Annotated in this window: 27 protein-coding genes and 1 pseudogene; 11 read left to right on the top strand and 17 right to left on the bottom strand. The window is 71.4% G+C overall.

From position 1 onward, the window contains the following. Positions 1 to 133 precede the first annotated feature (133 nt). Positions 134 to 1,324 (top strand): lipase family protein, encoded by a 1,191-nt coding sequence (locus tag ACIPK4_RS15810; protein WP_402313104.1) that lies wholly within the window; start codon positions 134 to 136, stop codon positions 1,322 to 1,324. A gap of 202 nt (positions 1,325 to 1,526) precedes the next feature. Here the strand turns inward: ACIPK4_RS15810 and ACIPK4_RS15805 are convergent, their stop codons facing one another. Together ACIPK4_RS15805 and ACIPK4_RS15800 are read right to left on the bottom strand one after the other, a co-directional pair. Then, positions 1,527 to 2,492, bottom strand: a complete 966-nt coding sequence (locus ACIPK4_RS15805; protein ID WP_402313101.1) for an SGNH/GDSL hydrolase family protein — start codon at positions 2,490 to 2,492, stop codon at positions 1,527 to 1,529. A gap of 326 nt (positions 2,493 to 2,818) precedes the next feature. Continuing rightward, entirely contained in the window at positions 2,819 to 3,250 is a 432-nt protein-coding gene (locus ACIPK4_RS15800; RefSeq protein WP_402313099.1) for a MarR family winged helix-turn-helix transcriptional regulator, read from the bottom strand. Positions 3,251 to 3,388: 138 nt separating this feature from the next. Here ACIPK4_RS15800 and ACIPK4_RS15795 point away from each other — a divergent pair, with 138 nt between their 5' ends. Further along, positions 3,389 to 3,850: a heme-binding protein gene (locus tag ACIPK4_RS15795; protein ID WP_402313097.1), complete on the top strand. Its 462-nt coding sequence runs from the start codon at positions 3,389 to 3,391 to the stop codon at positions 3,848 to 3,850. A 182-nt stretch (positions 3,851 to 4,032) separates the two neighbouring features. Then, entirely contained in the window at positions 4,033 to 4,902 is an 870-nt protein-coding gene (locus ACIPK4_RS15790) for a MerR family transcriptional regulator (protein ID WP_402313643.1), read from the top strand. Here the strand turns inward: ACIPK4_RS15790 and ACIPK4_RS15785 are convergent. After that, a complete protein-coding gene (locus tag ACIPK4_RS15785; RefSeq protein ID WP_402313094.1) occupies positions 4,875 to 6,758 on the bottom strand; it encodes an AMP-dependent synthetase/ligase in 1,884 nt (627 codons plus the stop codon). The genes ACIPK4_RS15790 and ACIPK4_RS15785 overlap by 28 nt on opposite strands. Positions 6,759 to 7,027: 269 nt before the next feature. On the opposite strand from ACIPK4_RS15785, the gene ACIPK4_RS15780 reads away from it, so the two are divergent. Continuing rightward, positions 7,028 to 7,378 carry a hypothetical protein gene (locus ACIPK4_RS15780; protein WP_376201342.1) on the top strand — a complete coding sequence of 117 codons (351 nt, stop codon included), beginning with the start codon at positions 7,028 to 7,030 and terminating at the stop codon, positions 7,376 to 7,378. Between the two features lie 86 nt (positions 7,379 to 7,464). Here ACIPK4_RS15780 and ACIPK4_RS15775 read toward each other — a convergent pair whose 3' ends face one another. From ACIPK4_RS15775 to ACIPK4_RS15760, 4 genes are all read right to left on the bottom strand, one after another. Further along, positions 7,465 to 8,166, bottom strand: a complete 702-nt coding sequence (locus tag ACIPK4_RS15775; RefSeq protein ID WP_402313091.1) for a DUF4328 domain-containing protein — start codon at positions 8,164 to 8,166, stop codon at positions 7,465 to 7,467. A gap of 116 nt (positions 8,167 to 8,282) precedes the next feature. Next, positions 8,283 to 8,633 carry a hypothetical protein gene (locus ACIPK4_RS15770; protein ID WP_402313088.1) on the bottom strand — a complete coding sequence of 117 codons (351 nt, stop codon included), beginning with the start codon at positions 8,631 to 8,633 and terminating at the stop codon, positions 8,283 to 8,285. Positions 8,634 to 8,834: 201 nt separating this feature from the next. After that, on the bottom strand, positions 8,835 to 9,944 hold the full coding sequence (locus ACIPK4_RS15765) for a helix-turn-helix domain-containing protein (protein ID WP_402313086.1): 1,110 nt from the start codon (positions 9,942 to 9,944) through the stop codon (positions 8,835 to 8,837). 337 nt (positions 9,945 to 10,281) lie between these two features. Continuing rightward, complete coding sequence (locus ACIPK4_RS15760; RefSeq protein ID WP_402313083.1) at positions 10,282 to 10,689, bottom strand: ATP-binding protein; 408 nt, start codon at positions 10,687 to 10,689, stop codon at positions 10,282 to 10,284. Between the two features lie 331 nt (positions 10,690 to 11,020). Here ACIPK4_RS15760 and ACIPK4_RS15755 point away from each other — a divergent pair. Further along, positions 11,021 to 11,197, top strand: a pseudogene (locus tag ACIPK4_RS15755) (DUF397 domain-containing protein); the annotation flags it as partial. Between the two features lie 393 nt (positions 11,198 to 11,590). Here ACIPK4_RS15755 and ACIPK4_RS15750 read toward each other — a convergent pair. Continuing rightward, a complete protein-coding gene (locus tag ACIPK4_RS15750; RefSeq protein ID WP_402313081.1) occupies positions 11,591 to 11,989 on the bottom strand; it encodes a peptidoglycan-binding domain-containing protein in 399 nt (132 codons plus the stop codon). A gap of 47 nt (positions 11,990 to 12,036) precedes the next feature. Between ACIPK4_RS15750 and ACIPK4_RS15745 the strand changes: the two genes are divergently transcribed. From ACIPK4_RS15745 to ACIPK4_RS15730, 4 genes are read left to right on the top strand one after another with little or no spacing between them, the layout of a single operon-like run. Continuing rightward, positions 12,037 to 12,510 (top strand): hypothetical protein, encoded by a 474-nt coding sequence (locus ACIPK4_RS15745; RefSeq protein ID WP_402313078.1) that lies wholly within the window; start codon positions 12,037 to 12,039, stop codon positions 12,508 to 12,510. Next, positions 12,507 to 13,907: a hypothetical protein gene (locus ACIPK4_RS15740; protein ID WP_402313075.1), complete on the top strand. Its 1,401-nt coding sequence runs from the start codon at positions 12,507 to 12,509 to the stop codon at positions 13,905 to 13,907. Before ACIPK4_RS15745 ends, ACIPK4_RS15740 begins: the two co-directional genes overlap by 4 nt. Continuing rightward, positions 13,904 to 14,221: a hypothetical protein gene (locus ACIPK4_RS15735; protein WP_376198688.1), complete on the top strand. Its 318-nt coding sequence runs from the start codon at positions 13,904 to 13,906 to the stop codon at positions 14,219 to 14,221. Before ACIPK4_RS15740 ends, ACIPK4_RS15735 begins: the two co-directional genes overlap by 4 nt. A 17-nt stretch (positions 14,222 to 14,238) precedes the next feature. Next, positions 14,239 to 14,730 carry a hypothetical protein gene (locus ACIPK4_RS15730; RefSeq protein WP_402313072.1) on the top strand — a complete coding sequence of 164 codons (492 nt, stop codon included), beginning with the start codon at positions 14,239 to 14,241 and terminating at the stop codon, positions 14,728 to 14,730. A gap of 70 nt (positions 14,731 to 14,800) precedes the next feature. On the opposite strand, the gene ACIPK4_RS15725 is transcribed toward ACIPK4_RS15730, so the two are convergent. The 5 genes from ACIPK4_RS15725 to ACIPK4_RS15705 form a co-directional block, all read right to left on the bottom strand. After that, a complete protein-coding gene (locus tag ACIPK4_RS15725) occupies positions 14,801 to 16,108 on the bottom strand; it encodes a dicarboxylate/amino acid:cation symporter (RefSeq protein ID WP_402313069.1) in 1,308 nt (435 codons plus the stop codon). 325 nt (positions 16,109 to 16,433) lie between these two features. Beyond that, complete coding sequence (locus ACIPK4_RS15720) at positions 16,434 to 16,700, bottom strand: DUF4229 domain-containing protein (RefSeq protein ID WP_082410484.1); 267 nt, start codon at positions 16,698 to 16,700, stop codon at positions 16,434 to 16,436. Positions 16,701 to 16,822: 122 nt separating this feature from the next. Next, positions 16,823 to 17,347: a GNAT family N-acetyltransferase gene (locus tag ACIPK4_RS15715; protein ID WP_054223296.1), complete on the bottom strand. Its 525-nt coding sequence runs from the start codon at positions 17,345 to 17,347 to the stop codon at positions 16,823 to 16,825. A gap of 90 nt (positions 17,348 to 17,437) precedes the next feature. Next, positions 17,438 to 18,601 carry an aminofutalosine synthase MqnE gene (mqnE, locus tag ACIPK4_RS15710; protein WP_054223295.1) on the bottom strand — a complete coding sequence of 388 codons (1,164 nt, stop codon included), beginning with the start codon at positions 18,599 to 18,601 and terminating at the stop codon, positions 17,438 to 17,440. A 56-nt stretch (positions 18,602 to 18,657) separates the two neighbouring features. Next, the gene (locus tag ACIPK4_RS15705) at positions 18,658 to 19,113 is read right to left on the bottom strand and encodes an Lrp/AsnC family transcriptional regulator (protein WP_030302184.1); all 456 of its coding nucleotides are present in this window, start codon (positions 19,111 to 19,113) and stop codon (positions 18,658 to 18,660) included. A 137-nt stretch (positions 19,114 to 19,250) separates the two neighbouring features. Here ACIPK4_RS15705 and ACIPK4_RS15700 point away from each other — a divergent pair, with 137 nt between their 5' ends. Continuing rightward, positions 19,251 to 19,385, top strand: coding sequence for a hypothetical protein (locus ACIPK4_RS15700; RefSeq protein WP_327284773.1), 135 nt, complete (start codon positions 19,251 to 19,253; stop codon positions 19,383 to 19,385). Here ACIPK4_RS15700 and ACIPK4_RS15695 read toward each other — a convergent pair. After that, positions 19,382 to 20,074, bottom strand: coding sequence for a UbiX family flavin prenyltransferase (locus tag ACIPK4_RS15695; protein WP_402313064.1), 693 nt, complete (start codon positions 20,072 to 20,074; stop codon positions 19,382 to 19,384). The two genes, ACIPK4_RS15700 and ACIPK4_RS15695, sit on opposite strands and share 4 nt — an antisense overlap. Before the next feature lie 78 nt (positions 20,075 to 20,152). Here ACIPK4_RS15695 and ACIPK4_RS15690 point away from each other — a divergent pair, with 78 nt between their 5' ends. After that, entirely contained in the window at positions 20,153 to 20,758 is a 606-nt protein-coding gene (locus ACIPK4_RS15690; RefSeq protein WP_402313061.1) for a rhomboid family intramembrane serine protease, read from the top strand. A gap of 13 nt (positions 20,759 to 20,771) precedes the next feature. Here the strand turns inward: ACIPK4_RS15690 and mqnP are convergent, their stop codons facing one another. The 3 genes from mqnP to ACIPK4_RS15675 are packed head-to-tail and all read right to left on the bottom strand — an operon-like array spanning position 20,772 to position 23,622. Then, positions 20,772 to 21,695 carry a menaquinone biosynthesis prenyltransferase MqnP gene (mqnP, locus tag ACIPK4_RS15685; RefSeq protein ID WP_402313058.1) on the bottom strand — a complete coding sequence of 308 codons (924 nt, stop codon included), beginning with the start codon at positions 21,693 to 21,695 and terminating at the stop codon, positions 20,772 to 20,774. Continuing rightward, complete coding sequence (locus ACIPK4_RS15680; protein WP_402313055.1) at positions 21,692 to 22,168, bottom strand: hypothetical protein; 477 nt, start codon at positions 22,166 to 22,168, stop codon at positions 21,692 to 21,694. The genes mqnP and ACIPK4_RS15680 overlap by 4 nt, the downstream gene beginning before the upstream one ends. Further along, entirely contained in the window at positions 22,165 to 23,622 is a 1,458-nt protein-coding gene (locus ACIPK4_RS15675; protein WP_402313052.1) for a menaquinone biosynthesis decarboxylase, read from the bottom strand. Before ACIPK4_RS15675 ends, ACIPK4_RS15680 begins: the two co-directional genes overlap by 4 nt. Positions 23,623 to 23,655 lie beyond the last annotated feature (33 nt).

The following is a 23,655-nucleotide window of genomic DNA, read 5'->3' as shown; positions in this document are numbered from 1 at the left end:
CGAGTGCGTGGCGGCCGTGCGTGCGAATCCCGGCCAGGAAAGGTGAGCTGCACGGTCAGCGACCTTCCGGCCGGCCGGTCACTACCTTCTCCTCACCCGCCCCCACACGAAACGTTCCGTTGGGAGAGCCCCCATGCGTTTCCGTACCCCCGCGCGCACCCGCAGGACCGTCGCCGCCGCCGTCACCGCTGCCGCCGCTCTGGCCGTGTCGGTGGGGACGCCGGTCACCGCCTCCGGCGCCCCCTCCGCCTCCGCCTCCGATGCCGGACGGCCCGGGGACATCGTCGGCTCCGCGACCTCCGCCTTCCATCCGCTGCCCGGCCAGCCGACCAACACCAGGGCCTGGAAGATCCACTACCGCTCCACCACCGCCGACGGCGCCCCGAACACCGTCTCCGGCACCGTGATCGTCCCCCAGGACGGCCGGACCGGCCCGCGCCCGCTCGTCACGTACGCCGTCGGCACCGTCGGCATGGGCGACTCCTGCGCCCCGAGCAACAACCTCCCCTACGGCACCGCCATGGAGGCCAACCTCATCCAGCAGCTCACGCTGCGCGGCTGGGCCGTGGTCGTCACCGACTACGAGGGCCTCGGCACGCCGGGGGTCCACACCTACACGGTCGGCCCCTCGGCCGGTCACGCCGTGCTCGATGCCGCCCGCGCCGCCGAGCGGCTCCCGGAGGCGGGGCTGTCGGCGGACACGCCGGTCGGCATCATGGGCTACTCCCAGGGCGGCCAGGCCAGCAGCTGGGCCGCCGAGCTGCAGGGCTCGTACGCACCGGAGTTGCGGGTCAAGGGCACGGCGACCGGTGGGGTCCCGGCGGACCTGATGAAGGTGGCCGAGTCCAATAACGGCTCGTACGGCTCGGGCCTCATCTTCATGGCGGCGGCCGGGCAGGACGCCGCCTTCCCCGAGCTCCGGCTCGACTCCTACCTCAACCCGGCGGGCAAGGCCCTGGTGGCGGGCATGAAGGACGGCTGCGTCGCCATCGACGCCATCGCCGGCTCCTTCAAGCGGATCTCCGACCTCACCACCCACAACCCCCTCGAACAGCCGGACTGGCAGGCCCGGCTGAATCAGAGCCGGCTCGGGCGGACGGCCCCGGCCGCGCCGGTGTACCAGTACCACGCGGTCGGCGACGAGCTCATCCCGTACGCCGTCGGGCGGCAGCTGCGCGCGGAGTGGTGCGCGAAGGGGGCGAACGTGGAGTGGGACACCGTCTGGGTCGGTGAGCACGTCAGCGGCGTGATCACCCACTCCCCGACGGCCGGCGACTGGCTGGCCGACCGCTTCACCAACCGCCCGACGCACCCCAACTGCTGACCGCTGACCGCCGACTGCCGACCGGCCGGCCCCTCGTCCCGCGCCTGCCCGCTGTCCCGCTCGGGGCCTGTCTCTCATAGCCGGCCTCCGGTTTGCCCGGGGTGGGCGTACCCGGGCGAACAGGAACTGGCCTCCGGGTGGTGCCGGAGGCCAGTTCGCCGTGGGTTCGTCGGCCGGGTGCCGGGTACCGGGTGCCGGGAGGTCAGTCGATGGCGTTCAGCATCGCTTCTTCGACGTGGTCGGCGGCGTTGCGGTGGCCGAGGGCGTTGGGGTGCACGAAGGACAGCTGGTCAGGGAGGGTGACGAAGCCTTCCACCCACTTGCTGTCGTCGCAGACGCTGTGGTTGCGGGAGGAGGCGTAGAGATCGACGAAGCTGGCGGCTTCCTGCGTGCCGGTCGAGTCGTCGATGGCCTTGTTGAGGGGTTCCAGAACGTCTTGGCGCAGCCAGGCCAGGTCACCCTGGGTGATCGTGCCGAACTGTGTCAGGTCGCCGAAGCCGCACTTCGAGGTGTCCTTGGGGATGACCGTGGGGTAGCCGACCGCCAGGATCTTCGCGTGCGGGGCGCGCTCGTGGAGCACGGCGAGCATCCGGTCGTACTCCTGGCGCACCTTCTTCAGCCGGGCAGGGATGCCGGCGCCCAGGGCGTCCTTGCACGGGGTGCCCTTGCCGCTGCTTTCGCCGCCCAACTGCGGGCACTTCATGAGGATGCCGGCGAAGCCGAGGGTGTTTCCGCCCACGCCGACGGTGATGACGTCGGTGTCGGGCCCCACGGTCTCGGACTGAGGGGGCACGGCGGGGAAGGGGTAGTCCGGGTCCTCGGAGATGGGCGGCAGGTGACGGCCGATCGGGTGCTGGGGTGCGTCCGTGACGTTCTCGATGGTGGCGGCGCCACAGCTGACGTTGGTCAGGGCGAAGAGACCGCCGAGGTCGCGGTCGATGACCTGGGGGTAGGACCGGTCGGTGCGGTCGCAGCCGTCACGGGGGACTTCGAATACGTCGCCCGCAGCCGGAATGACCCCGGCGGTGTAGGAGTCACCCAGGGCGACCCACTGGCGGTCCGCGGCGACGGCGGGGTGCGCCCCGGCGAACTGGGCGGGGACGAGAGCGCCTGCGGCGAGAGCTGTGGCCGAACCGAGCAGGGCCAGACGAGCGCGGAAGCGGGCCATGAATCCTCCAGGGATGCGGTGTTGGCGTCGCTTTGACCATAAAGAGACCGTCACTTAATGCACTAGATTCAATACGGTCAGTAGTCGACGCCGAGCGCGATGAGCCTGTGTGGGGGACACGGGTTCGACCTGTCGACCGGGCGCGCTCCCTTCGCGACCGCCTCGGCGCGACACTCGACCGCTCCATAGAGGCCCGTGACCGGCCTGGCGATCCCGACCTGAGGTGCACGTTCGCGGCGGCTGTCTTGTTCTCGATCACCGACCAGTCAAGCTCAGGCCGATCATGGCGGCGCAGGCTCCGGGCCGATGTGCCGAAGAGGCACGCCCTAGCGGCCGTTGGCCTCCGCGTTGCGGATGATCCGGGCGAGCAGGTCCCGTACGGCCGCCGTCTCGGCCTCGGAGAGGCCTTCGGCCAGCCTGGCGTCGAGCTTCGCCACGAGCGCGTCCGCGGCGGCGAACACCTCCGCTCCGCGCTCGGTCATCCGGATCTCGATGAGCGTGCCGTGGATCGGGTGCGGAGTGCGCGCGATGAGGCCGCGGGCCTCCAGCCTCCCGAGCAGGCTGTTCATCGTCTGCGGGGTGACCGAGAGGCGGCGCGCGAGCTCGGCGGCGTTGATGCCGGGGTTGTCGCTGAGCACGGCGAGCGCCGCCTGCTGGGCAGCGGTGATCCCGGCCTCGCGCACCGCGGCCTCCTTGGCGGCCTGCGTGATGCGTTCGGCCTGCTTGATGTGGATCAGCAGGCGCTCGGAGTAGTGCATGGGGTGAGTGTAGGAGCGGACGCCAGCCCCCACCAATGCGATCAGTACGCTTGCAGATACCTATCAGCATGCTGTTAGCTACAAGCGCACGAACAACTGGGCTTCGTGTCCTGCACTTCTCATCGAGGGGGTACCTCCATGTCTGCCGTCCCTGCCGTCCCTGCCGTCCCTGCCGTCCCTGCCGTCCGCACTCGCCCGGCCCTCGGCAACGACCTCGCCCGTGCGATCGTCGACGCGGCTCTGGCCGCCGCCCGGGAGACCGACCTGTTCTTCGCCATCGCCGTCGTCGATGAATCCGGCCACCTCAGCGCCTTCGCCCGGATGGACGGCTCAGGCCTGATGACCATTCAGATCGCCCAGGACAAGGCCTACACGGCGGCCGCCTTCGGCCTGAGCACGTCGGGCTGGCACGAGTTCGTCGAGAACGACGCGCAGCTTGCGGTGGGGGCCCGCACGGGGATCGACCGCCTGGTCACGTTCGGCGGCGGGCTGCCGATCGTCGTGGACGGCCACCTCGTGGGCGGTATCGGCGTCTCGGGCGGCCACTGGTCGGACGACGTCAAGATCGCCGAAGCGGGCCTGGCCGCGATCCCGGCGTAGGGCCGGTCCGGGCACAAAGTCGACCCGGGCACACAGCCGACCCGGCCGCAGGGTCAGCCGGCCGCAGGGCCGGCCAGGCACAGGGCCGGTCTCAGACGGGGGGCCGGTCTCAGGCGGGGGCCGGCGCGGGCCCGGGCGTTGACTCTCGGGTTACCCGAGACGGCACAGTCATCCCCGTGGACATGACGAACCTGCTGCCGATCGGGCAGTTCGCGCAGGCCAGCGGCCTCACGGTCACCGCCCTGCGGCATTACGACGCCAGCGGTGTGCTGCCGCCCGCCCATGTCGACCCGGACAGCGGCTACCGCTACTTCCGGCGCGACCAGGTCCGGACGGCCCAGCTGATCCGGGTCCTACGGCAACTCGACGTTCCGGTCGAGCAGGTGCGCGGCATGCTCGCGCGCGCCGAGGCGGGGGCCGACCTGGCCCCCGCACTGGCCGCGCACCTGGAGGCCGCGGAGCACCGCCTGGCCGTCCAGCGCGCGCTCGTCCACGGCCTGTTGACCCGCCTGTCCGAGGGAGCAGAGATGAACCACCGTGTCTACGTCCGCGAGGGCGACGCCGAACGCGTCCTCGTGCGCGCCGCGACCGTGCGGAACCGCGCCCTCGACGGGTTCCTGCGGACCGCGTTCCAGGACATGTACGCCGTCGCGGGCCGCGGCCCGCTGACCTTCACCGGTGCGGCGTTCGTCCGCTACCACGGGGTGTGCGACGAGGAGAACGAGACGCTGGTCGAGGCCTGCCTCCCGTTCTGGACGGACGGCGCCCAGCCCGCCGACCTGCCGGAGGGGATGTCCGTCCACGACCTCCCGGCGAACACCTTCGCCTGCACGGAGGTGTCCGGCCCGGCGGCCGGGTTCCCCGCGATCCTCACCGCGTACGACGCCGTCGCCGGCTGGATCAGCGCGCACGGCTTCGCCTTCGCCGGCCCGGTGCGGATGGTCTACCGCCGCTGGACGGGGGCGACGGACGACCCCGGCAATCGGTACGAGATCGCCTGGCCGATCGAGGACCCGGGCCGGGGTCAGAGGCCGTGGGGGGTCGGGCGGTAGAGGGAGTCGATCTCCCGCTCGAAGTCGCGGGCTATCGCCCCCCGCTTCAGTTTCAGGGACGGCGTCAGGTACCCCCGGGCTTCCGTGAACTCCCCCGGCAGCACCGCGAAGCGGCGTATCGACTCCGCCCGTGACACCAGCCGGTTCGCCTCGTCCACCGCCCGTTGGAGGTCCGCCCGCAGTTCCTCGTCCTCCACCAGCTCCCGCATCGGCACCGCCCTCTTCTTCCGCATCTGGCGCCAGTGCGCCAGCCCTTCCGGCTCCAGGGTGATCAGCGCCGTCACGTACGGCCGGTTGTCGCCGATCACCATGCACTGGCCGACGAGCGGGTGGGCCCGCAGCCAGTCCTCCAGGGGCGCCGGGGCCACGTTCTTGCCGCCGGAGGTGATGATCAGGTCCTTCTTCCGGCCCGTGATCGTCAGGTACCCCTCCGCGTCCAGCTCGCCGATGTCCCCCGTGGCGAGCCAGGCCCCGCCGCCCACCACCTCCTGCGCGGCGCTGTTCCAGTACCCCGCGAACACGTGCCGTCCGCGCAGCAGCACCTCCCCGTCCTCCGCGATCCGCACCGCCGTGCCCGGCAGCGGCCAGCCCACCGTGCCGAGCCTCGGCTGCAGCGGCGGGCTCACGGTGCTGGCGCCGGTCGTCTCGGTGAGCCCGTACCCCTCGAAGACCTCGATGCCGGCGCCGGTGTAGAAGGCGGCGAGGCGCCGCCCGAGCGGCGAGCCCCCGCTCAGGACGTACCGCACGCGCCCGCCCAGCGCCGCCCGGATCCGCCGGTAGACGAGCGGGTCGTACAGGGCACGCGCCGCGCGCAGGCCCATGCCGGGGGTCTTGCCCTCGGCCGTCTCCCCGAACCGCTGCGCGATCCGGGCGGCCCGGTCGAAGGAGGCGGCCCGGCCCATGCGTTCGGCGGTGGCACGGGCGGTGTTGTAGACCTTCTCCAGGACGTACGGGATGGCCAGCAGGAACGTCGGCTGGAACCCGGCGAGGTCGGCCAGCAGGTCCTCGGTCCGGATGCTCGGCGCGTGCCCGAGCTTCACGCGGGCCCGCATGCAGCCGACGGCCACCATCCGTCCGAAGACGTGCGAGAGCGGCAGGAAGAGCAGGGTGGAGGCCGGGTCCTTGCTGACCGACGTGAAGACGGGGTGGAGGAGTCCGACCGCGTTGTCGGCGTCGGAGAAGAAGTTGGCGTGGGTGATCACGCAGCCCTTGGGCTGTCCGGTGGTGCCGGAGGTGTAGATGAGCGTGGCCACGGAGTCCGGCGTACGGACGGACCGGCGCGCGTGGACGACGGCGTCGGGCAGGTCCTCACCGGCCTTGACCAGCCTCGACACGGCACCGGTGTCGAACTCCCACAGGTGCGCCAGCCAGGGCAGGTGGGCCCGTTCGGCGCTGATGAGACGGGCCTGCGCGGTGTCCTCGACGGCACAGGCCACGGCGCCGGAGTCGTGGATGATCCAGCGGGCCTGGAGTGCGGACGACGTCGGGTAGATCGGTACGGTGACCAGCCCGGCGGCCCATCCGGCGAAGTCGAGCAGGGTCCACTCGTAGGTGGTCCGGGCCATGATGGCCAGCCGGTCGCCCTCGCGCAGGCCCTCGGCGATGAGGCCCTTGGCGACGGCCATGACCTCGGCGGCGAACTCGGCGGCGGTCACGTCCCGCCAGCTCCCGTCCCGCTCCTTGCGGGCGAGGACCACCTCGTCGGGGTACTCGCGGGCGTTCTGGAACGGGACGTCCCCGAGCGAGCCGCTCACCGGCACCCCGGCCAGCGCGGGCACCTCCGCCTCCCGTACGACCCCGTCGACGACGGTCAACACGGGGCGGACCAGCCGGGGTTCGGCTCCCACTCCATCCACGGCGCTCTCCTCGGCTCGGCTCGACTCGGAGTTACCGCCGGTAATCTACGGACGGACAACCCCTCTGACCAGCCCTTCGACCGGTCCGACCCGAACCCACCCGACTCCTCCACACCCCGCGCACCACGACCCCCCGGGCGCCACAGGAGCCCCGGCTGCGCCGTTCGGGCGAGGACGGATCGATTCAGCGGCGGGTGACCGGTGACCGGGCCGCGCGGGGCGCGGAAAGGTGGTGCCTGCACGTTGTCGCTCTCCCGAGGGAAACCCTGATGCGTCTTCGCAATGCCGCCGTCGCCGCCTTCGGCGCCTTCACCCTTGCCCTGACCCTCCCGACGTCGGCCTCGGCCGCGACCGGCGAGTTCCGGTACTCGTACGTCGGCCTCGACGGCAGCCCTCAGCAGGCGGCGCTCGTCGACCCGGCGGACTGGGAGTGCATCACCCTGCCGGAGGTGGCTGACCCGAACGCCAGCGAACCGGCCTTCTCCCCGCGCAACCGGACCGACAGGCCGGCGACCGTCTTCACCGAACCGGGCTGCGAGGGCGCACACTTCACCCTGCGCGCATACACGGGCTACGGCTCGGAGCGACTCAAGCTCCGCTCGGTCGTCTTCACCGACTGACCTCCTGGCTCCGGCCTCCCGGCCCCGGCGGGGACACCGGACACCGCCCCCGCCGGGGCCGGGCCTCGACCGCTTCACGGCCCGCCTCAGGCGTGACGGGCCTGCATGCCGGTGAGACGGATCGCGAAGTGGGCCGCCGCAGCGGCCGCCGCGATGTGCAGGGCGTCGGCGGTCATGCCCAGCGTCACGGCGTCCAGGAAGGCGTCGAGGTCCGCCGCCGAGCGGTAGTTCAGCGTGGCGTACTGCTGGAGCAGGCTCGAACCGACGAACGAGCCCCACCAGAGGTTGACGGGCCAGAAGGAGCCGCTGCCGCCCGCATCGGCGGGCGACTGCCGTGCATCGGCGGGCGACTGCCGCAGGCCCTCCGACCACATGTCCACGGCCATCCGGTACGGGAGCCACAGGCAGGCGAAGGGGATGAACCAGGCTCCGATGCCCCAGCCCGGCCCCTTGCCGAAGCGGCCGGGCGCCTGCGCGCCGGCCGTGCGGCGCGCGCGGTGGAACCAGGTGATGAAGACCGCCGCGCAGGCCAGCAGCGTGATCGCGTGGATCTGGTCCGACACCTGGAACAGCCGATCGGTCTCGTTCAGGTGGTCCTGCGAGGCGAAGGCGAAGCCCTCGCCCCCGTCCACTCCCGCACGGGCGCGGATCCCGACGTACACGGAGAACGCGTCACCGGCGGCCACCGCCGCCAGCGCGGCGCACACGCCCGTGAGCAGGGCGTCCCTCCGGCCGGCCGCCCGGCCGGGGAAGGGTGGGCGTGGACGGAGAACACCGGAAGCGGACATGACGGTACGGACCCCCTGGGCACGGAAACGGAAGAGCGCCCACAGAAGGGGTGCGTGGGGAAGCTATGTCGGACCGGCCTCGGCTGTCCAGGGAAAACCGCAGGTCGCCGCCTGGCTCAGAGCCAGCGCCGGGCCGCCTCGACGCTGTCGCCGCCATTGGTGTTGAACGCGATGGCCGCCTGAGGGGCGTGGGTGCGGATCAGGTTCACGATCCGCTCGAAGAGGGCGAGCAGTTGCTCCGCCTTGCGGATCCCGCCTCCGACGACGACCACGTCCCACGGCCGTTCGCCCAGCGTCGCGACGAGCGCGGCCTCGGTCGACCCGTCGAAGACGACCAGCGCCATGGCCGCGTCGATGCCGTGCTCACCGAACCGGGCCAGCTCGGCGTCGAGGGCCGCGCGGAGCGCCGTCCCGTCGACACCCGGTATCGCCTGCGGGTCGTAACCGATCACCAGTACGGAAGCCATGCGGCCCAGGCTGCCACACCCGTGGCCCGGCGGGACGCGCGCCCTACGGCGACCAGGGTGCGTTCTGGATCAGCCCGAACCAGACCCGCAGCTACGTCTTCGCCGTCGGCGCCCGCGGCACCTGCCGGGCCAAGGTCATCGACCACACCTCGGGCAAGACCTTCTACTCCGACTACACGACCAAGCTCGGCTAAGCGACGGCTAAGCGGCCACCGCGGGCGGCGGCGGGCAGTCGCGGCAGCGGCCCGGATACGGGGAGCGGAAGGCGCGTTCGCAGCCGTCACAGGTCTGGAAGGGGTCCGGGCGTCTGACGGGCTTCGACGCCGAGGCCTGCGGCAGGTGGGGTGGGAGCAGCTCTTTGAGGCGGTACGCCAGTACCGCGGCGGGGCTGCGCATCGGCTCCGGGAGGTTCGTGGTCAGGGCCAGCCCGACCGCCTCGGGGTCCGCACCCCGGTCCAGCCAGGCCGCTACGCCGGGTGCGAGGCGCTCCACGTCGCGCGCGGCCAGGAGCAGGCGCGGGTCGAGGTGCCGCAGACCGGCGAGCAGATCGGCCGCCCCGGGGTGCAGGTGCCGCGGCGCGGGCCAGGATCCGGAAACCGGGCCCCAGCCCGTCCCGTGGCCCGGACTCCCACCGGGGTCCACCCCCGCGGCCGGTTCCCGGGCAGGATCCCGGCTCGGGCCGGAATCCGTGGACGGGCCGCAATCCGGGGACGGGCCGGAGTGCGACTCCCGGTCCGCGTCCGGGCACAAGGCCGGGTCCGGCGTCGGGTCCGGCGTCGGGGTCGGCTCCCGGTCCGCGTCCGGGCCCGGTGCCGGGCCCGGGGCCGGGGCCGGATCCGCGTCCGGCGTCGGGGTCCGCTCCCGGTCCGGGGCCGAACATGGGCACGGGGCCGGGTCTGGCGTCGGGTCCGCCGTCAGGGCCGGGTCCGCGCCCGGTCCCGGGTCCGCGTCAGCGTCCGGGCACGGGGCCGGGGCCGCGTCCGGAGCCGGGGCCGAAGCGGGCTCGCTGCGCGAGGGCGGAGGCGGAGGAGGCGGAGGAGGCGGCTCGTCCGGGCCGGTCCGCGGCTTGTTGTACGAGTACGTGCGGGTCACCACCCGGCCGGTGGCCAGCCGCTCGGTCCGGCGTTCCAGGTAACCGCACCGCTCCAGCTCGCGCAGGGCTGCGCTGATGCGCTTCTCGCCCTCCGGGAACCGGTCCATGAGCGCCCTGATGCCGACCGGGGCGCCGCCCGGCAGCGACTGGATGTGCCCCGCGATCCCGATGGCCGTCGCCGACAGCTCGCGGTGCTGGAGGAGGTGATTGCCGATCACGGTGTAGTGACTGGCGTGCCACGTGTTGACGTGGATGACACCGGATCGGGGCGTCCCGGCGGGAACCCGGGACGAGTCGCGCGAGGGCACGCTAGGCTGCCGAAGAGCCATGAGGAAGGTCTGCTTCCTACTTGGTCAGGCCCTCGACCGGGATGCCAGTCCCGCCGGGGGCCGTCTCATGTCTGTGGTTGTTGTCGGGGCCGAGCATATGCCCGCCAACCATCCCCGAATCCAGCCCGGTTGGCACAGTTCACCCGACCGGGCGACGGGGGTCCGACGGTGGTCGGGTGGGGTGGGTGGGTTGGTTCTTCCCACCGGTGCTTTGGTCTTTATGCGTCTAAGCGCGCCGGATCGCGACGCCCCGGGGGACGGTGGCGAGCGGCACCTCCGCCCACACCACCTTGCAGGGGGCCGGCCCTTCCCGTACGCCCCAACGGTCCGCGAGCGCCTCGACCAGCACGAGCCCCCGCCCCGGCTCGCGGATCTGCGGGATCCGGTCGCCCCGGGGGTCCGTCACCTCGATGAGCAGGGTGTCGGGGGTGACGGTGAGTGCCAGCCGGAAGTCCCGTCCGGGCACCCGCCCGTGGGTCACGGCGTTGGTGGCGAGCTCCGCGATGATCTGCGCGGGCACCTCCAAGGGCAGCCCCCAGGAGCGCAGTTGTTCGGCGGCGAGCACCCGGCCGAGTCGAGCCCCGCGCGGTGTGGCGGACAGCTGGACGTGAAAGTCGACGAGTTGAGGAATCACGTCACTCAGCGTGGCGGCCCGTGCGTGACGTGAGAAGCGGCACCGCCCGTACGTCCCGCGTCTGTCCGGTGGTTGTCCGGCCCTGTCCGGGCTGTCCGGACGGGGCCGCCGGGTACGGGGCGCGGAGGACATCGGCTCGTCGGAGGTGGGCGCGGCATGAGCGTGGACAGCAGTGACGGTACGGAAGAGCCCGGCTGGGACGTGGACCCGGAGGACGAACAGGGCGGGGCCGTGGTGGCCGCGCTGGGCCGCCAGCTCAAGGCCTGGCGCGAGGCCGCCGACATGCGGGCGGGAGAGCAGCTACAGCAGCAGCAACGGGGAGGACTGCGTCGAGGTCGCCTGGTTCAAGAGCAGCTACAGCGACAGCAGCAACATCAACGACTGCGTCGAGGTGGCTGCCACCCCCGACGCCGTCCTGGTCCGGGACTCCAAGGACATCCGGCGGGCCCACCTGACGGTCGGGCCCGGCGCTTGGGCCGGGTTCGTGGCCCACGCGTCCGGCATCTGACGAGGCCCTCAGGCACGGGTGCAGACGTGCACCGACTCGCTGCCGTGGCCGTCGTCGTGGACGATGCGCAGGACCTTGCCCTTGTAGGTCACCTTCAACTGCTGGCCGTCGCCCGTGCCGCTCGCGCCCGGCGGCTTCCACGGGAGGGCGAGCGAGACGGTGTCAAGGCCCGGGCCGCCACGCCGGGGGCGGACGGGGCGGGAGCCGGGGGCGCGGCGGGCGAGGCCCCGACCCCGATCGCCAGGTAGCGCAGTGCGTTGCGCCGTCCGATCACCCGGGCCGCCGCACACAACTCCCGTACCGTCACCAGTCCCCCGTAGCAAGCCAGTTGATCAACAACCGGCCGCGTCCAGCGGGGTGTCCGGGTGGCTGGGGGAGGGCCCATGGGCCGGTTCAGCTGGGCAGGTGGTGGACGCAGGTGTCGTAGATCCACGGTTCGAGGTCGTGGTCGTCACGGGCGATCCGGAGCATGGCCGCGCCGCTCTGCCTGCCGACCACGCCGTCGACCGACAGCGGGTAGTTGTACGGCGCCCGGCTCGCGCGGGCCTGGAACTGCTTGATCGCCGCCTGCGTCTCAGACCCGTAGCGGCCGTCTTCCCGGATGTGCCCCGAGTACCCGCCGTAGCGGTTGGCGAAGATCTGGGCGCACTTCACGCCCGGACCGGAGGTGGAGTAGCCGTAGCCGATGTAGGGGGCGGTGGAGGAGGCCTGCGCGGTACCGGAGAAGTCGGCCAGCAGGGTCACGGCGGCACCGAATCCGGCCAGCGCTCGCCGCGTGTTGCGGAACTCCATGTGCGATTTCCCCGTATTAGCATGGACATGACTACCGAATTCTAGCCATGTCCGACGTTCAACTCACCAGGGGACACATGTCGTTCGACACGGAATGGGCCCAGCACAAGGCCGCCGTACTCGCGCAGCAGTCACCCGCCATGCGCCTCAACCACGTGCCCGCCGACGCGAGCACGGCGGGGAGCCCGGCCGGGAGCCTCGTCGCCGGGGCGCAGTCCATCAACGGCAACGCCAACCTGCTGATCGAGATCGCCGCGCTCCTCCACGAGGGCCGCCCCGACGGCGACGCGAGCACCATGGCCCGCGCCCCGCGGGCCCACGCGGACGTCTCGGCGCAGGCCCTGCGCTTCGCCCGCTTCGCCGATGACCAGTTCAAGGACACGATCAACCTGTTCGCCGCCCTGGCCACCAAGCTCAAGACCACCGGCACGAGCTTCGCGCAGGTCGACGACAGCACCGCCCGCAACTTCCTCGACAACATCCTCGACGGGGGCCAGTACGTGAAGCCGGAGTCGAAGTGACCCTGAGCCACCGCAAGGACGTCCAGTTCCTGGAGGAGTGCCACCCCGCTCTGGTGGAACGCAACGCAGCCGAGTTCAAGCGGCTGCGCGACCTCCTGGTCCAGATCGAGGAGCCCGCCCGGCGCGCCGAGACCGGTACCCAGTGGCAGAGCGACGGCAGCCACACGTACACCGACCGCCTCTCGGAGGCCCGCCAGCTCGTCCTCCACATGGCCGAGGGGTACGACAAGGCCGCCAGCGCCCTGCACGCGTACGCCGCGGCGCTGACCACCGCCAAGTCGCACTACTCGAACGGCAAGCGCACCGAGCGCAAGCTCGCTGCGCTCATCGCCACCAAGGGCACCGCGATCACGCGCACGGCGCAGGAGGCGGAGCCGATGTGCCAGTGGGAGGACATGCGGGCGACGACCGGCGTCATGGACTTCTTCGCCGAGCTGACCATGGACGTGGACGACATCCGCGACGAGGCGAACCGGCTCCACGACGACGCGGGCGGCAGCTTCCACCAGGCCAAGACGGCCGAGGGTGAGGCCCGCAGCGTCTGCGTGCACGCGCTGAAGCAGGCGTACGAGCTGCTGCCCGAGTTCAAGGTCAAGAGCGGCGCCGGCGGCGGGGGCGGGGTCGACGTCTACGCGGCCATGGCCGACATCCGCCGCGAGGCGGCCGAGGCCCGCGCCAACCCCCTGACCCATCTGCCGGGCAGCGGCCCGAAGAAGGACATGACCGGGCCGGTCGGCAACGACCCGGTCTCCCCCGAGCTGCGCGACATCCGGATGCGGGTGGCGGGGCTGCCGGAGGCGGACGACAACTACTGGGACCCGCCGCAGTCGGACGAGGGGCGGGCGGAGTGGATCCGCAACAACAAGGAGATCCTGCGCGCGGCCGCGCAGCGGGCCGGGCTGCCGGAGGAGATGGTCGCCGGCATCGCGTGGAAGGAGGTCGGCGGCCAGCCGGGCATCTTCGACGACGGCGTCGACTTCTTCCGCCAGGCCGCCGACGCACCGTGGGGCCTGAGCCCGATCACGGCGGAGAACCTGCCGGACCGGGCGGGCGGCAGGCCGGACGAGACCTCCTTCGGCCCGATCGCCGTCCAGCTGCGGCGCGGGGCCGAGGTGCTCGGCTACGACCCGGAACACCTCACCGAGCAGCAGCGCAACGTGGTGAAGTCCGCGCTCCAGGACCCGAAGCAGAACGCGTTCATCGCAGCCGGCTTCCTGGCCCAGATCAAGGAGGAGACCGGCTACGCCGACGTCCCGGCGGACCAGCTGACCGAGGCCCAGATGCAGGAGATCGCCGCCCGCTACAACGGCGGACCGTACTGGGAGTCGAAGAAGGCCCAGGACTACGGCGATGATTTCCGCAACAACCTCGGCAACGTGAAGAAGGCCATGCAATGACGTACGGGCGCGAGAACATCGACCTGCCCGAGGACCGGGGCTGCCTCCAATGGGTCCTGGGCGTCCCGCTGGCCCTCATCTACCTGCCCGCGGCCTACATCTGCTTCCTCCTGCTGTCGGCGGAGCCGATCTCGCCCCTGGACCACCGCATGCGCGAGGACGCCCGCACGATGGGCGGGCTCGCGCTGTGCATCAGCTTCGCCGGCCTGCTCCTCTCCCTCCTCCCGGTCTACCGCCGCACGATGAACCGCTGGTGGTACGCCGTCCCCCTCGTCCTGGGCGCAATCGCCTACATCCGCGCCGCAACCCTGTGAGTGGTGTGCGGCGGGGGATGCGGCGGCCCGGTCTCGTGGGTGCCGTCGTCGGAGTCGTCGCCCTGCTCGGCGGGTGCTCCGGGGTGGGCGGGGGGCGTGACGTCCGCGATGCGCCGCACTGGGAGGAGGGGGCCACCGTGGTGTCCGTCGCGCAGACCCTTCAGGTGCAGGTGCCCGCGACGGCGACCGATGCCCGGGCCGCCCGCCACAAGGGCTTCCAGGACGACGGGCTGATCCTCGCGTTCGTCCTGCCGACGGACGAGGTGGACGGCTTCCTCGACCGGCTCCGGCCGGAGCGCCCCCTGCGGCTGGGCGAAAAGCCGTGGGCCGGAGAGGGGGAGCCGGCAACGCCCTTCGCGCACCTCGGGCTCCCGGAGCCCGAATCGCTCGCGAACGTGCGGGAGGGGCAGGTCTGTGCGCCCTGCAAGGACGAGCTGGACTGGTTGAAGGTCGCCGTGGCGCGGGCCGACGACCGCAGCAGCCGGGTCTATCTGCACGGGGTCGACTGAGCGCCGCCCGTCGCCGGACGCACCGCAGCCCCCGCCCGGGCGGGGGCGGGGGCTGCGGGGGCTGGAGCGGTCAGGCGGGGACGGGGACCGGGGTGGCCTCGTCCAGGGGGGAGGACGAGGCGGCCTCGTAGGCCTTCTTGTCCAGGATCCCCTCGCGGGCCGCGACCACGACCGGGACCAGGGCCTGGCCGGCGACGTTGGTGGCGGTGCGCATCATGTCCAGGATCGGGTCGATCGCCATCAGCAGGCCCACGCCCTCCAGGGGCAGGCCCAGGGTGGACAGGGTCAGCGTCAGCATGACGGTGGCACCGGTCAGGCCGGCCGTGGCGGCCGAGCCGACCACCGAGACGAAGGCGATCAGCAGGTAGTCGGTGATCGTCAGCTGGACGTCGAAGATCTGCGCGATGAAGATCGCGGCGAGCGCCGGGTAGATCGCGGCGCAGCCGTCCATCTTCGTGGTCGCGCCGAACGGGACGGCGAAGGAGGCGTACTCCTTCGGGACGCCGAGGCGTTCGGTGACCTTCTGGGTGACCGGCATGGTGCCGACCGAGGAGCGGGAGACGAAGGCCAGCTGGATCGCGGGCCAGGCGCCCTTGAAGAACTGGATCGGGTTGACCTTGGCGACCGTGGCGAGGAGCAGCGGGTACACGCCGAACATGACGAGCGCCGAGCCGACGTAGACGTCGGCGGTGAAGGTCGCGTACTTGCCGATGAGCTCCCAGCCGTACGAGGCGATGGCGGTGCCGATCAGGCCGACGGTGCCGATCGGGGCGAGGCGGATGACCCACCACAGTGCCTTCTGGAGGAGCTCCAGGACCGACTCGGCGACGGTCAGCAGCGGCTGCGCCTTGTTGCCGAGCTGGAGGGCGGCGATGCCGGCGACGGCGGCGAGGAAGACGATCTGGAGCACGTTCAGCTCGGTGAACGGCGTGACGATGTCCTTCGGGACGATGCCGGTCAGGAAGTCGAGCCAGGAGCCGGTGCGCTTGGGCAGCTTGCCGTCCTGCGGGGTGAGGCCGGTGCCGGCGCCCGGGTTGGTCAGCAGGCCGATCGCGAGGCCGATGCCCACGGCGATCAGCGAGGTGATCATGAACCAGAGCAGCGTGCGGGAGGCGAGCCGGGCCGCGTTGTTCACCTTCCGCAGGTTGGTGATGGACACCAGGATCGCGAAGAAGACGAGCGGCGCGACGGCCAGCTTCAACAGCTGGACGAAGATGTCGCCGATCTGCTCCAGGGTGGTGGCGAGCCAGCTGACGTCCTGGCTGCGGGCTATCCAGCCGAACAGGACACCGAGCACGAGGCCGGTGACGATCTGGGCCCAGAACGGGAACTTGAAAGAGGCCTTGGCGGGGGCCTGAGGGGTCGCGGACACGGACACACTCCGGGGGTGATGCGCAAAGAAGAGGGGGGAAGGGAAGAACGGCGTGGGCTCAGCGACGGCCACAACAGGCCGCGGTCACGCGGCGGCAGAGGTCGACGTGCAGGCGCGCCACGAGCGGGACGCTCGTGGTCATTTCGTGCGCAACTGTGGTCAACATGTTTAACACGCTAACACTTTCCCTTTGAGGTTCTCAAAGGTGCACTTTGAGCCAGTGGGGCGCAGGGCCCCCGGAAACGCCGAACGCCCCGGCACACGGGGGGAATCCCGGTGCAGGGGCGGTTCGGTGCGGTTCGGTGTGTGAGGAAGCTAACCCGGGGCCGGCTCAGGTGCGGGCGGCGTCGTCGGCCGCGTCCTCCTGGGAGCGGTTCGCGGCGAGCCGCTCCTTCGCACCCGCGACGCGTCCGGAGATCTGCGCGGACATCTCGTCGCGCTGCTTGCGCAGCAGTACGAAGGACAGCGGCGCGGAGATCACCAGGGCGAGCAGCACGACCCAGGCGGGGTTGGCGTCGCCGAGGCCGGCGGGCACCCAGCCCACGTTGACCAGGACGGCGACCAGGACGAGGCATCCGACGAAGATGCCCAGCCGCATCGCGGTGTAGCGGATCGTCGCGCTCGGCTTGAGGGACACGGTGACCCCTTCTCTCTCGTCGGTACGTCGTCACGTGCCCGTCCAGTGAAGCACGGCGCAGGTACGGACAAACCCGCCGGGGGTCAAACGAGCGGCAGCAGCATGGTGATGTCGTCGCGGTCGTCGCCCGGGGCCACCCGGATCGCGCCCGGGACACGGCCGACCTCCTTGTAGCCGCAGGCCGCGTAGAAGTGCTCCAGCCCGTGGCCCCCGCGGCAGCCGAGCCGCAGCGCGTCGAGGCCGCCCAGGGAGCGCGCCGCGTCGGCGACGGCCTCCATCAGGGCGCGCCCCGCGCCGCGGCCCTGGAGTTCGGGGCTGACCATGACGGTGTAGACCCAGGCCCAGTGCCGCTGCAGCGCGTGGCCGTTGTGCGCGAGGAAAGCGGCTGCGCACACCCGCCCGTCCGCGTCCCGCCCGACGACGAGCCGGTGGCGCTCCTCGGCCATGGCCACGAGGTGCTTGACGAGCTCGGGGCGGATGTCGCCCGCGGTCACCGGCGGGACGAAGCCGACCGCGCCGCCCGCGTTGGAGACGTCGGTCCACAGCCGTACGAGGCCGTCGCGCAGCTCCCGGTCGACCGTCGGCTCGAACGTGAAAGTAAGGGTCATGGGACGAGAGTATCTATTACACACCCTGGCGGGCAACGGAAAAGGCCCCGGTCCTCGTGGGACCGGGGCCTTCGTCGAGTCGGCCGGGCGTCAGACGCGCATCGCCTGCGGGGTCTCGCGCAGCGCCGCGTCCGGGCCGGGGTACTCGCGGATGATCTCGTACCGCGTGTTGCGCTCGACGGGGCGGAAGCCCGCCTCGCGGATCAGTTCCAGCAGATCGTCACGGCCCAGCTTGTTCGGCGTGCCGTAGTTGTCCGCGTCGTGCGTGATCTTGTACTCGACGACCGAGCCGTCCATGTCGTCCGCACCGTGCTGGAGGGCCAGCTGGGCGGTCTGCACGCCGTGCATCACCCAGAAGACCTTGACGTGCGGCACGTTGTCGAAGAGGAGACGCGAGACCGCGAAGGTCTTCAGCGCCTCCGCGCCCGTCGCCATCGTCGTGCGCGCCTGGAGCTTGTTGCGGACCTTGCCGTCCTGCATGTCCACGAAGTCGTGCTGGTAGCGCAGCGGGATGAAGACCTGGAAGCCACCGGTCTCGTCCTGGAGCTCGCGCAGCCGCAGCACGTGGTCCACGCGGTGGCGCGGCTCCTCGATGTGCCCGTAGAGCATGGTCGACGGGGTCTTGAGGCCCTTGGAGTGCGCCAGGCGGTGGATGCGCGACCAGTCCTCCCAGTGGGTCTTGTGGTCGACGATGTGCTGGCGGACCTCCCAGTCGAAGATCTCCGCGCCGCCGCCGGTGAGGGACTCCAGGCCGGCCTCGATCAGCTCGTCGAGGATGTCGGAGGCCGACATCCCGGAGATCGTCTCGAAGTGGTGGATCTCGGTCGCCGTGAACGCCTTCAGCGAGACGTTCGGCAGCGCCTCCTTCAGCGCGGAGAGCGAGCGCGGGTAGTACCGCCACGGCAGGCTGGGGTGCAGGCCGTTGACGATGTGCAGCTCGGTGAGGTTCTCGTTCTCCATGGCCTTGGCCAGGCGCACGGCCTCCTCGATGCGCATCGTGTACGCGTCCTTCTCGCCCGGCTTGCGCTGGAACGAGCAGTAGGCGCACGACGCGGTGCACACGTTCGTCATGTTGAGGTGGCGGTTGACGTTGAAGTGGACGACGTCGCCGTTCTTGCGCGTGCGCACCTCGTGGGCCAGGCCGCCCAGCCAGGCCAGGTCGTCGGACTCGTAGAGGGCGATGCCGTCCTCACGGGTCAGCCGCTCGCCGGAGCGAACCTTGTCCTCCAGCTCACGCTTGAGCCCAGCGTCCATTCCGGTCGTCTCCTCTACGCGTCCTGTGCTGCCTGCAACCGCCACCCACCGTACTCTTAGCGCTCTTCGGGCAGGTCCCCGACCCGGTTCTCCCACTTGGTGGAGAGCACGATGGTGGTACGGGTGCGCGAGACGCCCTTGGTGCTGGAGAGCTTCCGGATGATCCGCTCCAGGCCGTCCACGTCGCCGGCCCGCACCTTGAGCATGTACGAGTCGTCGCCCGCGATGAACCAGCAGTCCTCGATCTCCGCCAGGTCACGCAGGCGGCGGGCCACGTCCTCGTGGTCCGCGGCGTCGGAGAGGGAGATGCCGATGAGCGCCGTGACGCCGAGGCCGAGCGAGGCCGCGTCGACGGTCGCGCGGTAGCCGGTGATCACGCCGGCCGATTCGAGCCGGTTGATCCGGTCGGTGACGCTGGGACCGGAGAGGCCCACGAGCCGGCCCAGCTCCGCGTACGAGGCACGTCCGTTCTCACGAAGTGCCTGGATGAGCTGCCTATCCACCGCGTCCATATACCTGGAGCCTTCCATTATTCGGCGATCCCGCAAGTTTACGTATAGAATCAAAGGCGCACAGGGTCAACACCCTGTGAATCTTTCAACAGATCAGCGATGATCTCGATGATCTGACGACATCAGGAGTGGTTACCGTGTACACGATCGAGATGGCCTACGCACACATGCGACAGCTCCAGGAGCTGGCCAACCGATCCCGCACCGACCAGCCCGCCGCCGCCCACCGCGTCGACCGGACCCGCAAGCCGGGCCGCGCCAAGAAGCGCTAGCCACCGTTTGCCTCCCGGGGGCGGGAAGCCAGCGCACCACCGAGCTCCCCCTCCCACCGGCGGTACAGCCGGTGCGGCACCCCTGCCGCATCCAGCACCCGCCCCGCGACGAAATCCACCAGGTCCTGGATGTGCGTCGCACCCGCATAGAACGCCGGAGAGGCGGGCAGCACCACGGCGCCCGCCTCGTCCAGCGCCACCAGATGCTTCAGCGTCTGCCCGTTCAGCGGGGTCTCCCGCACCGCGACCACCAGTCGGCGCCGCTCCTTGAGCGTCACGCTCGCGACGCGCTGGAGCAGGTCCTTCGACAGCCCGAGCGCCACACCCGCCACGCAGGCCGTGGACGCCGGCACGATCAGCATCCCGTGCACGGGGTACGAGCCCGAACTCGGCCCGGCGGCCAGGTCGCCGGCGCCCCAGTAGCGGACGTCGTCCAGTTCCGGCCGTGCGTTCGTCCCCGGCTTGCCGTCCGCCCCCCGCTCCAGCCACGTGGCCAGATCGTCCCGCCAGTGCGCGTCGCGGAAGGCGATCCCGGTCTCGTCCAGCAGGGTCAGCCGCGAAGCCCGGCTGACCACCAGGTCCACGCTCTCCCCCGCCGCCAGCAGTCCGCGGATCACCGCCGCCGCGTACGGCGTCCCGGACGCCCCGGAAACCCCGACCACCCACGGGGTGCGCTTGCCGTCAGTCATACCTCCGAGACTATCCGGCCACCGCGGAGCGACGCTGAGTAAGGTGGCCCGAGCACCGACAGCGGGGGGGATCAGGACATGGCCGAAACAGGCGGGGGCGTACGGCTCGACGAGTGGCGCCAGGCGGACCGGGCCAAGGCCGCCGCACAGCTGATGCTGGGCTGGGTGGCACTGCTCTGGCTGATCGAGCTGGCCGACCTGGCCACCGGGCACGCCCTCGACGCGTACGGGATCACCGCCCGCACCGCCGACGGGCTGACCGGGATCCCGCTGGCGCCGTTCCTCCACTTCGGCTTCGACCACGTGGCGTCCAACAGCGTCCCGCTGCTGGTCCTCGGCTTCGTCGCCGCGCTGAGCGGGATCCGCCGCTTCCTCGCGCTGTGCGCGGTGGTCGTCCTCGTGGACGGGCTCGGCGTCTGGCTGGTCTCCCCGTCGGGCACCGTCACGGCGGGCGCCTCGGGCCTGGTCTTCGGCCTCTTCGGCTACCTGCTGGCCCGCGGCTTCGTCGAACGCCGGCCGCTGGGCGTGCTGGTCGGCCTCGCGATCGCCGCGTACTGGGGCACCGTCATCGTGACCGGCATCCTGCCGACCGACTCCGCCGTCAGCTGGCAGGCCCACCTCTTCGGCCTGCTGGCGGGCACGGCGGCGGCCTTCCGCTTCCGCCGCCCGGCCCCGCGGGGCTGAAACCCGCCGGTGCCTACGGCGTCAGGCCGCGGGCCACGAGGTCGGCCAGGGCGCAGGCGAAGAGGGCCATGCCGATGAAACCGTTCACCGTGAAGAAGGCCCGGTTCAGGCGGGACAGGTCGTGCGGCTTCACGATCGTGTGCTCGTAGAGGAACGCCCCCACGACCACCAGCAGGCCGAACCAGAAGAACGGGCCCGCGTCCGTCGCCACCGCGTACCAGGCCAGCAGGCCCGTCGTCACGACGTGCGCGCTGCGCGCGCCCCACAGGGCGGCCGGAACGCCGAAGCGCGCCGGGACGGACTTGACGCCGTCGGCGCGGTCGGCGGCCACGTCCTGGCAGGCGAAGATCAGGTCGAAGCCGCCGATCCACACGCCCACCGCGAGGCCCAGGATCACCGCGTCCCAGGACCACGTGCCGGTGACGGCCAGCCAGGCCCCGACCGGGCCCATCGCCTGGGCCAGGCCCAGGATGGCGTGCGGGAAGTTCGTGAACCGCTTGCCGTACGGGTACACCACCATCGGGATCACCGCGACCGGCGCCAGCGCCAGGCAGAGCGGGTTCAGCAGCGCCGCCGACCCGAGGAAGACGGCCAGCGCGATCCCGGCACCGGTCCAGGCCGACCGCACGGACACGGCGCCCGTGACAAGCTCGCGCCCGGCGGTGCGGGGGTTGCGGGCGTCGATCTCCCGGTCGATGATCCGGTTCGCGGCCATCGCGAACGTCCGCAGCCCGACCATGCAGACGGTGACCAGCAGCAGTTCGGCCCAGTGCATCGTGCGGTCGAGCCGGAACATGGCCGTCAGTGCCGCGATGTAGGCGAAGGGCAGCGCGAAGACCGAGTGCTCGATCATCACGAGCCGCAGGAACGCCTTGACCTTGCCGGGTGCCTGCGGCTCGGAACCGGGGCCGATGACCCCGTCGGCGGTGGTCATCATGCGAGGGCTCTCCGGAAGTCTTCGAGGTCGGCGCGGAGCGCGTCGGCGTCCACGGACGGGATCTCCAGCGTCACCGGGGACAGCTCCTCGCCCTCGGGCGGGGTGACGGTGCACAGGAAGCGGCAGTCCTCGCCGCCCTCGCCCGGGTAGGCCTGGAGGCGCAGCACCTCACCCGCCCCCACGATGAACGGCCCGCTCTCGAACGACAGCTCGGCCAGCAGGCGGTCGGCGAAGTCCTCGGCCTCCGCGTCCCGCAGGCCCGGCAGCTCGAAGCCGCCGCCCCCGCCGCTCCCGTCCTCCCACATCAGCGCCCAGACGTTGCCGGGGCCCGCGAACTCCTCCGGCGAGACGCCGGCCTGTACGGCCGCCTCGCGGACCTCGGGGTCCTCCGGGTCCAGGCGCGGGCGCACGACGGCCACGTACGCCGTGTCGGTGCCGATGAAGAGGGCGGGTCCGCCCATGGCCGTGCTCACAGTCCGTACTCCTTCCAGCGGCGGTCCACGAGGGCCGCGGTCGCCGGGTCGGACTCCACCATGTCGGGCCAGCCGCCGTCGCGGGTGTAGCCCTCCTCGGGGAGTTTCCTCGTGGCGTCGATGCCCGCCTTGCCGCCCCAGAACTGCTGGTACGAAGCGTGGTCGAGGTGGTCGACCGGGCCCTCCACGACCGTGAGGTCGCGGGAGTAGTCCGTGTTGCCGAGCGCCCGCCAGGACACCTCGTGCAGGTCGTGGACGTCGCAGTCGGAGTCCACCACGACGATCAGCTTGGTCAGCGACATCATGTGCGCGCCCCAGATGGCGTGCATGACCTTCTGGGCGTGCTTGGGGTACTTCTTGTCGATCGAGACGATCGCGCAGTTGTGGAAGCCGCCCGACTCGGGCAGGTGGTAGTCCACGATGTCCGGCACGATGATCTTCAGGAGCGGCAGGAAGAACCGCTCCGTGGCGCGGCCCAGCGGTCCGTCCTCGGTCGGCGGCCGGCCGACGACGATCGACTGGATCAGCGGGCGCCTGCGCATCGTCACGCAGTCGATCTTCAGCGCGGGGAACGGTTCCTGCGGGGTGTAGAAACCGGTGTGGTCGCCGAAGGGGCCCTCCGGCAGCATCTCGCCCGGCTCCAGCCAGCCCTCGATGACGACCTCGGCGTTGGCCGGGACCTGGAGCGGGACCGTCTTGCAGTCGACCATCTCGATCCGCTTGCCCGCGATGAACCCGGCGAACAGGTACTCGTCGATGTCGCCCGGCAGCGGCGCGGTCGAGGCGTAGGTGACGGCCGGCGGACAGCCGAAGGCGATCGCGACCGGGAGGCGCTCGCCGCGCTTGGCGGCGACGGCGTAGTGGTTGCGGCTGTCCTTGTGGATCTGCCAGTGCATGCCGATGGTGCGCTTGTCGTGGCGCTGCAGGCGGTAGAGGCCGAGGTTGCGCACGCCCGTCTCGGGGTGCTTGGTGTGCGTGAGGCCGAGGTTGAAGAAGGAGCCGCCGTCCTTGGGCCAGGTGAACAGCGCCGGCAGCTGGTCCAGGTCGACGTCGTCCCCGGTGAGGACGACCTCCTGGACGGGGGCGGCGTCGCCCTTCACCTTCTTCGGCGGCACGTGCACCATCGAGCCGAGCTTGCCGAAGGCCTCGCGTACGCCGATGAAGCCCTGCGGGAGCTCCGGCTTGAGCAGGCCGCCGATCTTCTCGCTGATCTCGCCGTACGACTTGAGGCCGAGGGCCTTCAGGAGGCGGCGGTCGGTGCCGAAGACGTTCATGGCCAGCGGCATCGCCGAGCCCTTGACGTTCTCGAAGAGGAGGGCGGGGCCTCCCGCCTTGTTCACTCTGTCGACGATCTCCCCGACCTCCAGGTACGGGTCGACTTCGGCCTTGATGCGCTTGAGGTCGCCCTCCCGCTCCAGAGCCCGGAGCAGCGAGCGGAGATCGTCGTAAGCCATAGGGGCCAGTATCCGTCACCGACTAACCTGGGA

The organism is Streptomyces sp. NPDC086989 (assembly GCF_044745505.1).
GTDB lineage: Bacteria > Actinomycetota > Actinomycetes > Streptomycetales > Streptomycetaceae > Streptomyces.
Note: the sequence above shows the minus strand (reverse complement) of the source record. Positions and strands in the feature narration are given on the sequence as shown.

Coding starts and splice junctions, on each gene's coding strand:
- ACIPK4_RS15810 (WP_402313104.1), top strand. CDS start 134: ATGCGTTTCCGTACCCCCGCGCGCACCCGCAGGACCGTCGCCGCCGCC.
- ACIPK4_RS15805 (WP_402313101.1), bottom strand. CDS start 2,492: ATGGCCCGCTTCCGCGCTCGTCTGGCCCTGCTCGGTTCGGCCACAGCT.
- ACIPK4_RS15800 (WP_402313099.1), bottom strand. CDS start 3,250: ATGCACTACTCCGAGCGCCTGCTGATCCACATCAAGCAGGCCGAACGC.
- ACIPK4_RS15795 (WP_402313097.1), top strand. CDS start 3,389: ATGTCTGCCGTCCCTGCCGTCCCTGCCGTCCCTGCCGTCCCTGCCGTC.
- ACIPK4_RS15790 (WP_402313643.1), top strand. CDS start 4,033: ATGACGAACCTGCTGCCGATCGGGCAGTTCGCGCAGGCCAGCGGCCTC.
- ACIPK4_RS15780 (WP_376201342.1), top strand. CDS start 7,028: ATGCGTCTTCGCAATGCCGCCGTCGCCGCCTTCGGCGCCTTCACCCTT.
- ACIPK4_RS15775 (WP_402313091.1), bottom strand. CDS start 8,166: ATGTCCGCTTCCGGTGTTCTCCGTCCACGCCCACCCTTCCCCGGCCGG.
- ACIPK4_RS15770 (WP_402313088.1), bottom strand. CDS start 8,633: ATGGCTTCCGTACTGGTGATCGGTTACGACCCGCAGGCGATACCGGGT.
- ACIPK4_RS15750 (WP_402313081.1), bottom strand. CDS start 11,989: ATGGAGTTCCGCAACACGCGGCGAGCGCTGGCCGGATTCGGTGCCGCC.
- ACIPK4_RS15745 (WP_402313078.1), top strand. CDS start 12,037: ATGTCCGACGTTCAACTCACCAGGGGACACATGTCGTTCGACACGGAA.
- ACIPK4_RS15735 (WP_376198688.1), top strand. CDS start 13,904: ATGACGTACGGGCGCGAGAACATCGACCTGCCCGAGGACCGGGGCTGC.
- ACIPK4_RS15730 (WP_402313072.1), top strand. CDS start 14,239: ATGCGGCGGCCCGGTCTCGTGGGTGCCGTCGTCGGAGTCGTCGCCCTG.
- ACIPK4_RS15720 (WP_082410484.1), bottom strand. CDS start 16,700: ATGCGGCTGGGCATCTTCGTCGGATGCCTCGTCCTGGTCGCCGTCCTG.
- ACIPK4_RS15715 (WP_054223296.1), bottom strand. CDS start 17,347: ATGACCCTTACTTTCACGTTCGAGCCGACGGTCGACCGGGAGCTGCGC.
- mqnE (WP_054223295.1), bottom strand. CDS start 18,601: ATGGACGCTGGGCTCAAGCGTGAGCTGGAGGACAAGGTTCGCTCCGGC.
- ACIPK4_RS15705 (WP_030302184.1), bottom strand. CDS start 19,113: ATGGACGCGGTGGATAGGCAGCTCATCCAGGCACTTCGTGAGAACGGA.
- ACIPK4_RS15695 (WP_402313064.1), bottom strand. CDS start 20,074: ATGACTGACGGCAAGCGCACCCCGTGGGTGGTCGGGGTTTCCGGGGCG.
- ACIPK4_RS15690 (WP_402313061.1), top strand. CDS start 20,153: ATGGCCGAAACAGGCGGGGGCGTACGGCTCGACGAGTGGCGCCAGGCG.
- mqnP (WP_402313058.1), bottom strand. CDS start 21,695: ATGATGACCACCGCCGACGGGGTCATCGGCCCCGGTTCCGAGCCGCAG.
- ACIPK4_RS15675 (WP_402313052.1), bottom strand. CDS start 23,622: ATGGCTTACGACGATCTCCGCTCGCTGCTCCGGGCTCTGGAGCGGGAG.